13 protein-coding genes are annotated in these 14,205 nt (G+C 43.9%); 5 read left to right on the top strand and 8 right to left on the bottom strand.

The features are described 5' to 3' along the window. Positions 1-104: 104 nt before the first annotated feature. Entirely contained in the window at positions 105-896 is a 792-nt protein-coding gene (locus BMY75_RS13600) for a GTP pyrophosphokinase (protein ID WP_074834734.1), read from the top strand. Between the two features lie 35 nt (positions 897-931). On the opposite strand, the gene BMY75_RS13595 is transcribed toward BMY75_RS13600, so the two are convergent. The 3 genes from BMY75_RS13595 to BMY75_RS13585 form a co-directional block, all read right to left on the bottom strand. Continuing rightward, a complete protein-coding gene (locus BMY75_RS13595) occupies positions 932-1,942 on the bottom strand; it encodes a WYL domain-containing protein (RefSeq protein WP_081350556.1) in 1,011 nt (336 codons plus the stop codon). After that, positions 1,884-3,128 (bottom strand): WYL domain-containing protein, encoded by a 1,245-nt coding sequence (locus BMY75_RS13590; RefSeq protein WP_074834733.1) that lies wholly within the window; start codon positions 3,126-3,128, stop codon positions 1,884-1,886. Before BMY75_RS13590 ends, BMY75_RS13595 begins: the two co-directional genes overlap by 59 nt. 101 nt (positions 3,129-3,229) lie before the next feature. Then, complete coding sequence (locus tag BMY75_RS13585) at positions 3,230-4,990, bottom strand: leucine-rich repeat domain-containing protein (protein ID WP_074834731.1); 1,761 nt, start codon at positions 4,988-4,990, stop codon at positions 3,230-3,232. 1,095 nt (positions 4,991-6,085) lie between these two features. On the opposite strand from BMY75_RS13585, the gene BMY75_RS13580 reads away from it, so the two are divergent. Then, positions 6,086-6,673, top strand: coding sequence for a cyclase family protein (locus BMY75_RS13580; protein ID WP_074834729.1), 588 nt, complete (start codon positions 6,086-6,088; stop codon positions 6,671-6,673). Between the two features lie 374 nt (positions 6,674-7,047). After that, the gene (locus BMY75_RS13575; RefSeq protein WP_074834727.1) at positions 7,048-7,365 is read left to right on the top strand and encodes a dockerin type I repeat-containing protein; all 318 of its coding nucleotides are present in this window, start codon (positions 7,048-7,050) and stop codon (positions 7,363-7,365) included. A 97-nt stretch (positions 7,366-7,462) separates the two neighbouring features. Here the strand turns inward: BMY75_RS13575 and BMY75_RS13570 are convergent, their stop codons facing one another. The 5 genes from BMY75_RS13570 to BMY75_RS13550 form a co-directional block, all read right to left on the bottom strand. Continuing rightward, positions 7,463-8,071 (bottom strand): hypothetical protein, encoded by a 609-nt coding sequence (locus tag BMY75_RS13570; RefSeq protein ID WP_074834725.1) that lies wholly within the window; start codon positions 8,069-8,071, stop codon positions 7,463-7,465. Positions 8,072-8,087: 16 nt separating this feature from the next. Next, entirely contained in the window at positions 8,088-8,990 is a 903-nt protein-coding gene (locus tag BMY75_RS13565; RefSeq protein WP_170844304.1) for a metal ABC transporter permease, read from the bottom strand. Further along, positions 8,983-9,702, bottom strand: coding sequence for a metal ABC transporter ATP-binding protein (locus BMY75_RS13560; protein WP_074834723.1), 720 nt, complete (start codon positions 9,700-9,702; stop codon positions 8,983-8,985). Before BMY75_RS13560 ends, BMY75_RS13565 begins: the two co-directional genes overlap by 8 nt. Before the next feature lie 77 nt (positions 9,703-9,779). Further along, a complete protein-coding gene (locus BMY75_RS13555) occupies positions 9,780-10,769 on the bottom strand; it encodes a metal ABC transporter substrate-binding protein (protein WP_074834721.1) in 990 nt (329 codons plus the stop codon). A gap of 74 nt (positions 10,770-10,843) precedes the next feature. Beyond that, positions 10,844-11,254: a Fur family transcriptional regulator gene (locus BMY75_RS13550; RefSeq protein ID WP_074834719.1), complete on the bottom strand. Its 411-nt coding sequence runs from the start codon at positions 11,252-11,254 to the stop codon at positions 10,844-10,846. Positions 11,255-11,537: 283 nt separating this feature from the next. On the opposite strand from BMY75_RS13550, the gene BMY75_RS13545 reads away from it, so the two are divergent. Further along, a complete protein-coding gene (locus tag BMY75_RS13545) occupies positions 11,538-12,950 on the top strand; it encodes an NAD(P)/FAD-dependent oxidoreductase (RefSeq protein WP_074834718.1) in 1,413 nt (470 codons plus the stop codon). Continuing rightward, a complete protein-coding gene (locus BMY75_RS13540; RefSeq protein ID WP_074834716.1) occupies positions 12,943-14,202 on the top strand; it encodes an NAD(P)/FAD-dependent oxidoreductase in 1,260 nt (419 codons plus the stop codon). The genes BMY75_RS13545 and BMY75_RS13540 overlap by 8 nt, the downstream gene beginning before the upstream one ends. Positions 14,203-14,205 lie beyond the last annotated feature (3 nt).

The following is a 14,205-nucleotide window of genomic DNA, read 5'->3' as shown; positions in this document are numbered from 1 at the left end:
TCAGATAAATAACGCTTTTTTCACCCACAGGCGTGGTATTATGATAAAATAACAAAAGCTGCGCGAAAGTATAATGCTTTTACGCTGAGAACAGGAGGTATGTAATGAGCCGCGAGCAAAAATTCGATGAGCTGTTCACCGAGGTGATAAATTCACCCGAACTTGAACTGCCTGCACTCAGTTCCGATGAAGTTGAGATGGTATACAGTCATACGAAGCAGCTGATAGGCACAATGGTGGAGTACAAGGAGCTTATGATGATGTACACCTGTGCCATCAAAGAGGTCAAGACAAAGTTCGACGTGCTGAACACCGAGTTCAATGTGCGTTATCGCCGCAACCCCATCGAGTTTATCAGCACACGTCTGAAAAGGACTTCGAGCATCGCTGAAAAGCTACAGCGCAAAGGTGTTGCTATGACACCCGATAATATAGAGCATAATCTCAGCGACGTTGCAGGCGTCAGGGTAATTTGTGCCTACATAGACGATATTTATTCCATCGCTGATGCACTTATCCAACAGGACGACATCACACTTATCGCTCGAAAGGATTATATAGCGACTCCGAAGCCCAACGGTTACCGCAGTCTTCACCTGATAGTAAGTGTGCCTGTGTTTTTTGCAGAAGAGAAACGTGATATGCGTGTTGAAGTACAGATACGCACCATAGCCATGGATTTCTGGGCAAGCCTTGAACATCAGCTGAAATACAAGCAGGCGGTTGAAAACGAGCAGGAGATAGTTGACAGGCTTCGCGACTGTGCCGAGGTCATAGCAAGCACCGACCACGAGATGCTGAGTATCCGAAGTGAGATAGAAATGGCGGCGGATATTCCGTCTGAGGATGATATTCTGTTTGAGAAAATCAAGAATTTCGATGTTCCGATATACTGATTTAAAAAGTGCGTTCGCTATATGGTGAACGCACTTTATTTTCTATCCGAATGAAGAATCTTCCACTGTTTCCTGACCCTTTCCGCAGCTTTTTGGCGTATCTCTTGAGGACCCTTGATCTCCAGAACAGGACCGAAGCCAAGCAGACGCACCAGCAGGTCGGTCTCGTCGCTTTTGTCGTACCAAAGTTTCACGCTGACCTTATCCGAACCCTCTATGCGCTCGGTGCGCTTTTCGTATGGCGCAAACTCCATCAGAAAACGCTCATCAGCGCGACGTTCCTTGCTGACTGTTAACTCAATTGGTTCATCACAGCGCAGAGAGTTTTCATCAGGCGGTGGTATCACACCCGAACTTTTTGCAGGAGATACGGTCTCTATCCTTGCCAGATTTATTACCACAGAACCTTTCAGTGCTGATGTGCAGAAAACACGGAACTTATCGTCACGGTGGGAGTACTCCAGTTTGTATGGTAAAAATTTACCTACAATTGATTTGCCTGTCCTGCTGACATAGCTTATCTCAATCAGCTGTTTCTGTTTGAGAGCAGATAGTACAGCTCTAAAATTTTTACGGTAATCGGTCTTGGTGAATGGGTCTCCGTCGCTGTATTTATCTACATATCGGAATACATCATGGGGATATAATGGCGGTACATCAGCCACTTTTTCGCAGAGACTTTTGAGCTCACGGTCATCAAGAAACAGACACAGCCGCGGGTCGTCAAGCTTTGAGCGAAGCCAGCGTTTTTGGAGCGTTGTCAGGATATGTGGCGGTTCACTGACAGTTACAGGGTGGAGAACTCCCACCTTGTCACGCTTGAAAAGACCCCAATCAGAACCGTCATTCTGCGGCATAAGCTTTTTCGTAAGGAACAGCCCTGTGTCCCGAAAGCCATCCTCGGCGATGATTGAATATACCTCACTGTCGGTGATGGCGTGCTCGCTCAGTAATTTGGAAACTATGCGGAAATACGCGCCATAAAGCTCACTGAAGATCTTGATCGTCCTCACCTCCGTAAATGGCATACATTCGGTCGATATCATCAGCGAAACGTTTGCGCAGAAATTCCGTACCGCCCTCGATTTTGATTATCCGACCGATAAAAGTTTTTACCCATTTCATAGCTTCGTTTGGGTCGCACAAGTTCAGCGTCAGTGTGAATTCGCCGTCGCCCGTTTTTTTTAGTACTCCACAGCGCTTTTCACGTTCAAGACGGTCAATAATGAAGTACTCGGTGCTTTCGTCGACAGCAAATGTTATCCTCAGGGGCTCAGCGGCTTTTGCGTTATCCATTGAAACACCAAAACAGCGCGTTACCAGCTTTTCATAACGCGCTCTGATATCATCATATTTATCAAATCTGCCCGCTGTTTTGGGCATCGGCATTAGGTCCAGTCTGAATGATGTGAACCTGTCTTCTGACGGTATGTATACCGCAAGAAAGCGCCTGCCCGTTTGCAGAGAGGATAGTATCTGCATTGGGAGAACTGTCTTAACTCCGCCGTTTCCGTTTCGTGAAAAAATTTCGATCTCCAGCAGCTGATGATTATCCATCGCCTCAACTATGGAAAGAATGACTTCGTCTTCAAGTGTGTGAACGATGTAGTAATGCTTCATGTAGAAAAGTTCATTTTTCAGCTCGGCGGATTTCAGGATAGTGTTGCCTATAAGTCCGAATTCCTGAGTTTGTGAGAAAAATCTCACTGCGTCACGAATGCCATCGCTGTCCAGCCAATCTGCGGCAGTATCACTGCACAGCCTATAATAGAGCTTCTTTCCATGTTTTTCGGATATCACGATACCCTCTTCGGTGTATTCTTTTAGTTTCAGTCTGAGGGTCTGTTCTTCGGGTAAATACCCTGACATTTCCTCTATCATCGTGCACAGCTCATTTATGGTGTACGATTCTCCGTCGATAAGTATATCAAGCAGAAGAAAGTGCAATCTTATATCATTATCCGTGAAGCTTCGGGTGTAAAACGCTTGATATAGAGGGTTCTCCGATATACGCGATGAATCCAGCGAAATTGACACCTGTCGTCCTCTCGACAGATCATCATACCTCAGATACTCACCCAGCCAGCTTTCCGCACGTCGTTTTTCGTCGTCGTAGGTACGGCTGCTTTTTTTGTTGAAATCGCCACGCACTTTGTAACCGCAGATGTAGAAATCCCTGAGATAATCACGGGCTTTCTCGAAATTTTTGATAAGCTCCGAAAATCCTGCCATGACACTCACCCTCTTTTAGTAAAATAAAACGGTCATTCCGGCGTTAGCAGCCTGGTGTTTCAACTCTTAACAAATCTACACTACTCATAAAAGTCGGTATATCATTTACTACCGTTGCCTTCAAGAAATTCGTAACGGTAACGCATAAGCTCCATTTGCTGCATTGTGAGTTTGTGCTCGATCGCATAGTTTATGCAGTCCTGAAGCTGAAGATTATCCAGCAGCCCAAAAGAAAGAACACGTTCAAGCAAGGAGTCATCATAATATGAAGCAGCGAAGCAAACAGCTTCAACGATGTTTCTCTTGACATAGTCACAGCAGTAGTCTGCCGTATCATAGAAGCAGATCGCACAAGGGATCTTATACTCACGCTTATCAAGCATAGCAAAGGTCGTTGACGACTTGCCGCAGACGAAATTCCAAAGCCGTCTTTCCGGGCAATCGCCGGCTTTAACAGCCCAGGTAAGCTTTACGTTGAGCACTCGGCTTCCATCTACGATCTTGAGTCTTGCACCGTCGGGGAAAGCATTTTCGCCCAGATGACCATTCGGGCTTATAATGCTTATCTCGGGTTCATGACAGCTTACGAAGGCGTTTTCGCCGATGTAGTTTACTGTGGAAGGTATGCTTATCTTTTTAAGTTCGCTTCTCCAGTGAAAAGCACCGTCACCTATTGTTTTAAGTCCGTACGGCAGTGTTACAGAGTTTACTCCGCCGCATTCAACAAAAGCTTCGTCAGCAATGACTTTGACACCTGCGGGTACAGAAAGCTCATCAGCCGAACCGCTGAAGCTTATCAGATACTTGCCTGAAAGGATGTTCATTTCCTTGTCGTTATGCTTTTCAAAGCCTGTGCCGGAAAATACCTTTTTGCCGATACGCTCAATGTTAGGAGGAAATTCAATGTGGATAAGAGAAGGGCATTCCGAGAATACGTTGTCGCCTATCGTTTTCAGACTATAAGGCAGAGTAACGCTCTTCAGCAAAGGACAGCTTTCAAAAGCGTTATCGCGAATCTCTGTAACAGTTTCGGGAAGAGTTATGTTCTTTAATTCTTCATTATTTGCAAAAGCATGGTCACTTATACAGCGAACACCATTTGGAACGGCAGTTGTTTCATCCTTGCCCATGTAGCGCACAAGGATATGTCCCATAATAAGGTAGTCAGAAAAACAGTAGGTCATAAGTCCGCTTTTGTTGAAAGCGTTTGCGCCGATCTCTTCCACAGTATCGGGAACTTTCAGCTTCATAAGTTTACGGCAGTCCTCAAAACACTGTTTTTCAATAACTTTCAGTCCCGATGGGAGCTTTACATCTGCCAGGGATACACATCCGGAAAATGCACTCTTTCCAAGGATCTTAACACTTTCGGGTATAGTGATGGATTTCAGGCACGCGCAACCCTCAAAACAGCTCACGCTGATCCTTTCAAGGGTCTCGGGAAGACGAACATCGCTCAGAAGAAAGCAATCCGAGAAAGTGCATGTCCTGATCTCAGGTAGAGAATCAGGCAGATAGACCTTTGCGAGAGAATCACAGCTTCGGAACACTGAATCACCCATCACAGTTACGCCGTCCGGAATAACGATCTCACCGAGAGATTCGCATTCTCTGAAAGCACCGAATTCAATGGTGCGGAGCGTGTTCGGAAGTTTGATCCTTTTAAGGCGTGCACAACCCCAGAATGCTTTATGCTTAATTATAGTCAGACCTTCGGGAAGTTTAACTTCCTCTATATGAACGCATCCAAGGAAAGCTCCTTCCTTAATGCTTTTCACTCCGTCAGGAACAGTAACGATCTTATCGTTACCGCTGTAAGAGATTAGTTCATCGTCAAGTATTGTAAAATTTTCATTAGCCATCAAGCGCATCTCCTTCCTCAAGCCTCCGTACAGCCGCTGAAACTGTTATATTCGGATGCTTGTCAAGCATATGGTAAAATTTTTAGTAAAAAAATAAATAATCGTGACCGGGTTATCCTTCAATAACATCCCGATCCGGAAAAAAAGTATTTTAAGATACTGAAAGACATTCATAGTAACTTTTCAGTAAACGTATTCGAACATAGTGGGAAATCCTGATGTGTCCTGAAAATGTACTCCGATCTCGTCAATTTAATGTCCAAATTCATATGGACAAAATATAACTGCGATGTTTAGTGTGATAGCTTAACATATCGCAATATGAATAAAATTTGTACGGAGCGGATAGTCGTGATTTCCCTCAGGACAATCTCAGATTTTATAAGATAACTCTACTTATAAATTATAGCAGTTAATACCCGACTCGTCAAGATTTTTTTTTGAACTTTGCGATATTATTTGGTAAAACTTTGTACTTGACATTTAATAGTTAATCGTTTATAATTACCATAACCTCATGACAAAAGTGATCTGAAGTTGTCTGCAAAATATGAACTTTTTATTTTGACCAGTTTAAAAATAATTTTTATATAATATCAGAATATATTAAACATATACATTTTGCACAAATCTGACTTTTGATTTCTTTTACTTTAACCTTTTCGCTTAAAAAGTTATGGATATAAATGGAAATTTAGTGTTGCGAATTGTCACATATCACATTTATTAACAAGATATTTCTACAATTCAGACAATATTTTACTCTTTTTGCAGTTTGATTTTAAGGTATGTGAGTTTTGCACAAGCATATTTATATAAATGCCTGATTTTAACCGATTACTGTAAAATTAGATGGAAAATACTGGAATTGGTGTTTGCTTACATATTATGATTCCAAAATATGAACATACTATTTCATCTGTATAAAAACGTATCATAACTTGACGCAGAAATAATTATACTTATATCATTTGCATAAAGCAGTTTTATGCGAAAACGATATTTTGCTTTCGTTTGTAAAAAGTTATGTCTCGATCTGGAAAAAATCCAAATTCGGTTGAATTTTGTTCATAACTTATCAATAGGAGGTCGCATATGGAAAAAAGAATTATCGACATCTCGCAGGAGCTTTTCAGCTGTTCTGTTTTCCCGGGAGATCAGCCACCTGTCAGAAAGACTGCAATGAGTATAAAAAGCGGTGATGTCTGCAACCTGACTGAGCTTTCGCTGTGTGCTCATAATGGCACGCACGTTGACGCGCCTTATCATTTTCTTGATGACGGTAACACTATAGACAGAATCCCTTTGGATAGATTTGTCGGAAAATGTTATGTCTTCCGTCATGATGGCTATGTCACCGCCAACGATGCAAAAGTGATGTTGGATAAATGCTCTGATACCTGTGAAAGATTGTTGATAGGCGGAAAGTGCACCGTCACAGCCGAAGCTGCAAAGGTATTCGCTGATGCAGGTCTTAAACTTATCGGGAACGAAAGCCAGACCGTTGGACCGGAGGATGCACCGAAGGAAGTTCATCTCATTCTTTTGGGGGCAGGCGTTGTTCTGCTTGAAGGTATCCGCCTTGATGGAATTGCTGAGGGCGCATATTTCCTTAGTGCCGCACCTTTAAACCTTGGAGAAAGTGACGGAGCACCTTGCAGGGCATATCTTATTGAAATATAGTACTTTAGTATGAATAAACAGACTTTAGTTATGGCTTTTTTTGGAATGCCTCTGTATATTCATTTTACACTGTTCACTATGTTTTTAAACGTGGTTAGTTTGAGAAGAATGAACAAATATATAAATTTATAATACTAATTTATGGATGATCGGTTTTTGCGAAATGGACAATATCAATTGGTTAATTATTGCATATTTATGTTAATTGATACAAAGAATGAACAATGCTGTTGACTTTTGGTCTAAGTTATGTTATCATGGCATTAGTAAGGAAGGTCAGCGTATCGCGGAAAGATCGCGGTGCGGTTTTTTATAAGCTTTCTTTTGTTAAATGAATTAATGACATGAATGTCTGATGAATGGAGGTATGCAGTATGAATAAGGTGATTGTGAAGAAGTTTACAGCCTTTACAGCAGCGATTATGTGTATGAGTATGGCGGTCGTATCTGCATACGCTTCTCCCGTACTCGTTGAAGAGACTGAGCGATATGTTCGCGATGTGGTTGAATTCCTGCCCGGAGATGTGAACGGTGACGGTAAGGTCAATGTTACTGATATTACTCTTGCAGTTGCTCACTTTAAAGGCGTCAGGAAACTTAACAATATTTCGGCTGCTGACTTCGACGGTGACGGTTTCATTACATTATCCGATATTAATATACTTGCGGCGAAGGTCAAGGGGAAAGGTTAAATTTGTTTAATTAGTCCCCGGAATACTGGGGGCTTTTTTATGCCCAAAAAAGAACAGCAAACAGAAAAGTCAGTTGACGTATCTGTTTGCTGTTTTTTTATTCGTTAGTATCCTGTATCTCAACAACCGCGTCTATAAGTTCGCAGTAGGTAAAAACGCCTTCTTTGTAAGAGTTGAAAGTACCTGTGACTACGATTGGAGTTCCTATTTCCGGATAATCGTCAGGGTAGGTAAGATCAGCTGCTGTGCGGAATTCAAGCCCCTGCTGACAGCAGGCAGCTGCATCGGCGATGAATACTGCAAAATACTCGGTCCCATCGTCCATCATATAGGCAAAAGTTCCGTTTGCACGTATCTTTTTTCCTTGATATTTCTCGGGATCACCTGTTATCTGAAATACCTCCGCATAAATCATATTTGCGTTCAGCCCAGTAAGGTCGATGTCGATATCGCCGTTTTTCAGTTCGCTTTCATCAGGCGTTTCTATCATAAGCGGCTGAGTTGTTGTTACTGTTTCAGTGAGTTTATCCTGCTCTGCGTTTACAGCCTTTTCAGCTTCGGCTACAACAGCTTCATCAGCAGGGGATAGGGTCACTTCACCGCTGCCTGTTGTTTCTTGTTCTTCTATTAATTTATCTACTTTTGAAGTATCTCCGCAGCTTGCCAGCATCAGCGCCGCGAGTATCAGTACAGCTATTCTTTTCATTGTCATTTCTCCGTTATCAATTTCTCTTTGTAACAGCGGCTATAATGCTGAATATCAGGAATACTGCGATGTCAGCGGTTACTATAGTCGAACCCACAGGTGTAGAGTACAGTATCGAAGCTATCATGCCTATGCCGGCACATAACACCGATATCACAGCTGAGCATATTACCACGCTCTTGAAGCTTTTGAAAAGTCTCATTGCCGAAAGTGCGGGGAATATTATCAGTGCGGATATCAGCAGCGAGCCAACCAGGTTCATGGCAAGCACGATTATCATTGCGGTTATCACAGCGATAAGCAGATTATATCCATCGGATTTTACACCGCTTGCCTTGGCGAAATTTTCATCAAAAGTTACCGAGAATATGCGGTTGTAGAATATTATGAATACCGTTATCACCACAGCTGCCAGCACAGCGCACAGCTTGACTTCACCATCTTTAAGGGTTAGTATCGAAGTTGAGCCAAACAGGGTCGAGCATACGTCTCCCGAAACGTTAGCTGAAGCCGAGTACATATTTACAAGCATGTATCCCAGTGCCAGCGAACCCACAGATATCATGGCTATGGCAGCATCGCCTTTTATCTTGGTATTCTGACCTGTTCTTAGCAGCAGGATCGCTGCCAGAAGCGTAACAGGGAGTATTATCACCATGCCGTTTGTGTCTTCAAGGAATTTGGCAAAAGCACTCTCTCCGCGTGATGCCTGCTTTAGTACTACAGATATCACCGTTGAAACGGACATTGCACCGAAAGCCACATGAGAAAGACCATCACCGATGAACGAGAATCTTTTCAGCACCAGCGTTACTCCAAGCAGTGATGAACACAGTGCGATAAGCAGTCCGACTATAATGGCGTTCCTTACGAACGGGAATCCCATATAATATTGCAGAGTTTGGATAATTTCATTCATCGTGCTCTGCCTCCTCCGAATTGATAAAGCTCTGTCCGAGCTTGCTGTTTACATAATCTTCCTTAGTTCCGAAAAACAGCTGTCTTTTACTGCTGATATGCAGAACATGGCTTGCATACTTCACTGCAGCATGGATATCGTGAGATACCATTATTATTGTCATACCATCAGCGTTGAGCTTTGCTATCATTTCGTACAGATCGTTCTGCGCCTTAGGGTCAAGACCGGTGACTGGTTCATCGAGAAGAAGTATCTTTCCCGCTGCACACAGTGCTCTTGCCAGCAGTACTCTCTGCTGCTGACCGCCTGAAAGATCGCGGTAGCAATGTTTTTCAAGATCTGTGATGCCCATCTGTTCCATGGCTTTCGCGGCTCTATCCTTGTCATTCTTGTTTACAAATGGGTGGAATTTACCCTTAGCCATGCACCCTGATATAACGATCTCTCTTACCGAAGCAGGGAAGTCCCTTTGAACCAGCGTTTGCTGAGGAAGATAGCCTATCTCTCCGTGCGTTGCTTCGCACCAGTCAATAGTGCCTTTCATGACAGGTCTCAGACCAAGCAGCGACTTTATCAGCGTACTTTTGCCCGAGCCGTTTTCGCCAAGTATACAAAGGTAATCACCGCTGTTAACGGTGAAATTAATGTCCTCCGTTACGGGTATGCCCTCATAACCCAGTGTGCAGTTTTTACATTCTATCTGCTTTCCCATTTTACCTCTCCATCATCATACTACCCTTGCCCGCATAACGGACAAGGGTGTTATCTTTACTATTATAATATTGTATGTCAGTCGATCGCGGTTTTCAGCGTCTCGACATTCTGTTCCATCAGTGAGATATATGTTGTGCTGTTTTCGATCTTTTCCTTGCTTACCGACTGTATCGAATCAAGAACGGCAGTCTTCTGATCTTTACCCTTGGTACTGTTGATTATAGCCTGTGCTATCCTGCCGTCTGAATTTTCTATGGTAAAAATGGTGTTGACACCAAGTTCATCAGTCTTCTTTGCGAGGAAAGCCACTGTTTCAAAGGAAGCTTCGGTTTCAGCCGAACAGCCTACAAAAGCTGCATAGTAGTCCAGACCGTAGTCGTCACAGAGATATCTGAAAGGGAACCTGTCGCCGAATACAAGGGTCTTGACCTTAGCGTTTGCAACGACGTCCTCGAACTTGCTGTCAAGATCACTAAGCTTTTCTTCGTAGCCGTTGAGATTAGCTTTGTAATCCTCTGCGTTATCAGGGTCAGCCTCACTGAGTGCATTTGCAATGTTTTCACAAAGCACTTTTGCATTTTTAGGTGAAAGCCAGATATGCTCATCAAATTCTGGCGCTTCGGAGTGTTCTTCTTCCTCTTCTTCTTCGCCCTGCATACCTTCTTTTATCTCTTCTTCCTTAGTGTTAATGCCTTCAACGTCCATCAGTTTGATGACTTTCATATCCTTGTTGGTGGCATTATTGAGCGCATCCTCAGCCCATTCTTCTGATTCACCGCCCACATATATGAAAACATCACAGCCTGATATCTCAGCTATATCAGCTGCAGATGGCTGAAAGCTGTGCAGATCAGTGCCGTTCTCCAGAAGATAGATGAGATCCGCATCATTGGCATGATTGCCCATTATCTCTTTTGTCCAGTCATAGCATGAAAAAGTTGTGCATACAACGCTTAATTTATCGCCTTTGGCTGATCTTCCAACCTGTGCGGAAGCCAGACCACCACAGGCTGTAAGCCCGAGCGTTGAAGCACATACCAGAACATTCATTATCTTTTTTATCATATTATATCCTCCATCTGATATTATACTGTCCGTAATAATGTACAGCATAACATCGATACCAAAGAGTTGAATTTTTACTTGCTGCCTCTGCACCCGCCGCATTTACCGGGGATAACCGCACTGCTGTCAATCTCGAAGCTGTCCTCCTGTAATATCCTCTCAACAAGGGCACGGCTTGCTTCATCGTCCATATGGTAAAGCTTTCCGCAGGAGATACATTTCATATGCAGATGATGGTGACAGTTCTCGCCGTCGGTCAGCTGATAAACAAAAGTCCTGCTGTTGCCGCGGACTGTACGCTTGACCTCGCCGCTATCTACAAGTTCCTTGATAAGGCGGTACACCGTGCTTTCCCCGGGGGGCTTGGGAATTTCACTGTCAGTCTTCATCATGTCAGCTATCTCTTTCACAGTGAAAGCGGATGATTTGTGCCTGCCCATAAATTCAAGCAGTTCGCCACGCTGGACGGTATTGTACTTTGCCACGGTGATACCTCCTTTTCAAAATCGAGAGTAAATTTCAATTTTGTATTATACCATATTAAAAGGTCGCTGTCAACGGCATTTCAGCGCACTTAACATAAATTTTACATTTGAGAACTACTCTCAAATTATTTGAATGAATGTGCATATATAAATGTATGTGCATTCACATGGATTTACTTGTTAATAAAACTTGACATAATCATGCAGATATGCTACAATTTATATGAAGACTAAATGATAAATTGTCTATTATTTAACAAAATTATATAAAGCAGGTGATATGATGTATGATGTTATCATCATCGGCGGCGGCGTTACGGGTTGCGCTACTGCTGCTGAACTGGCTAAGTACGAACTAGGGATATGCGTTATTGAAAAAGAGAGCGATGTCTGCGAGGGCACCAGCAAGGCGAACAGCGCTATAGTTCACGCAGGTTTTGACGCTGAACCCGGAACGCTGAAAGCTAAGCTGAACGTTCGTGGAAACGCTATGATCCGTGAACTTTACAAAAAACTGGATTTTGCTTTTAAGCAGAATGGCGCGATGGTGCTTTGTTTCGATGAAATGCAGCTTCCCGACCTTGAAAAGCTTCTTGAAAAAGGAAAGAAAAACGGTGTTGAGGGTTTGGAAATCATCACTGTCGAAGAATCTCGCAAGCGTGAACCTAAACTTTCGGGTGAAGTAAAATATGCTCTGTTCGCTCCGACTTCGGGCATTGTCTGTCCTTTTGAGATGACATTGGCATTTGCTGAAAATGCTCTTGAAAACGGTGCTGAATTCAAGCTTTCTACCAAGGTCACAGAAATCAATAAGTCCTCGGATGGCTATAAGGTAATTACCGATAAAGGTGAGTTTGAGGCCCGTGCAGTAATCAACTGTGCAGGTGTATATGCTGATGAGATCAGCGAAATGGTAGCCGAAAAACGATTCACAATAACACCAAGAAAAGGCGAATATATGCTGATGGACAAGGATGCAGGCGGTATTGTCAGCCATACTATCTTCCAGCTGCCCACAAAAATGGGTAAGGGTATACTTGTAACGCCGACTGTTCACGGCAATCTGCTTGTGGGACCTACGGCTGAAAATATCGATGATAAAGAGAACACATCTACTACAGCATCGGGTATTGCCGAGGTCAGAGCAAAGGGCGCGCTGTCGGTTGAGGGACTTCCTTTCAATAAAGTTATAACAAGTTTCACGGGACTTCGTGCGGTGGGCAATAAACACGATTTTATCATTGAAGAAGCAGCACCTAATTTCTTTAATGCGGCTGGGATCGAATCACCGGGTCTGACCTCTGCACCTGCTATAGCTGAAATGCTGAGAGAATTACTGTCCAATAATATAGACCTTAAACTCAAAGATAATTACAAAGACACACGTGATGGTTTGGTTCATTTTGCCGAACTAAGCAGAGATGAACAGAATGCACTTATCAAGGAGAATCCTGCATACGGCAATATTGTCTGCCGCTGCGAGACTATCACAGAAGGCGAGATACTTGATGCGATAAACAGACCTCTCGGGGCAACAACACTCGATGGTGTAAAACGCCGTACAAGGGCAGGAATGGGTCGCTGCCAGGCTGGTTTCTGTTCTCCTAAGACTATTCTGCTGCTGTCCGAAAAACTGGGCTGCGGTATCGGAGATATAAAAAAGAACGGCAGGCAGGAGGTGAGCGAAGATGCGTGAGTTCGATATCGTAATAGTCGGCGGCGGTCCTGCGGGAATGGCAGCGGCTGTGTCGGCAAGAGAACATGGAATAGAGAATATCGTTATATTCGAGCGTGACTGCGAACTAGGCGGTATCCTCAACCAGTGCATACATAACGGATTCGGTTTGCACACTTTTAAGGAAGAACTCACTGGTCCGGAATATGCCGATAGATACGCTGAGAAAGTACGGAATATGAATATTCCGTACGAGACTGAGACTATGGTTCTCGATATCTCAAAGGACAGAGTCGTGACTATCCTCAGCCGAAATCGCGGTGTCGAGGAAATACGTGCTAAAGCGGTCATTCTGGCTATGGGTTGCCGCGAAAGACCACGCGGCGCACTGAATATTCCCGGATACAGACCACAGGGCGTGTATACCGCAGGTACAGCGCAAAAACTGGTCAACTGTGAGGGCTATGTTCCGGGAAAGGAAGTAGTTATCCTCGGTTCGGGTGATATCGGTCTTATCATGGCGAGAAGAATGACTCTAGAGGGAGCACATGTTGCAGCTGTTGCAGAGCTTATGCCATATTCTAGCGGTCTTAAACGAAATATTGTACAGTGCCTTGATGACTTCGGCATACCGCTTCTTCTCAGTCATACCGTTGTTGATATCAAGGGCAAGGAAAAGCTTGAAGGTGTTGTCATAGCCGAGGTTGATAGCACAAACACGCCTATTGCAGGCACAGAGCAGTTCTATCCCTGTGATACCCTGCTTCTCAGCTGTGGACTAATCCCGGAAAATGAGCTTTCAAAAAATTGCGGAGTAGCTATCGACCCGCGAACCAACGGGCCTATCGTTGATGAGGGTCTTGAAACAGATATCGATGGTGTTTTCGCCTGCGGAAATGTTCTTCATGTACACGACCTCGTGGATTTTGTGTCCGAAGAAGCCGCAAGGGCGGGTGAAAGTGCTGCTTCTTTCGTGAAGCGCGGCTGTACCCCCGACAGCACCGCTGCGATAAAAGTCGTGCCCAAAAACGGCGTGAGGTATACGGTGCCTGCCGAGATACATACTTCTGATCTTCTTGGTGATGTTCACATCAGGTTCAGGGTCACGGGTGTTTTCAAGGATTGCTCGATCCTTATTAAAGCGGGCGATGAAGAGCTTTTACGACGTAAAAGTCGTATCCTGGTTCCAAGTGAGATGTTGGATATCATCATAAAAAATGAAAAGCTTGACGGTGTGACCTGCGATCTTACAGCTGAAATTGAGGAGGTGTGAGCC

Source organism: Hominimerdicola alba, from assembly GCF_900109655.1.
GTDB lineage: Bacteria > Bacillota > Clostridia > Oscillospirales > Ruminococcaceae > Hominimerdicola > Hominimerdicola alba_B.
The sequence above is the reverse complement of the archived record's forward strand: the minus strand, read 5'-3'. Positions and strand labels throughout refer to the sequence as shown.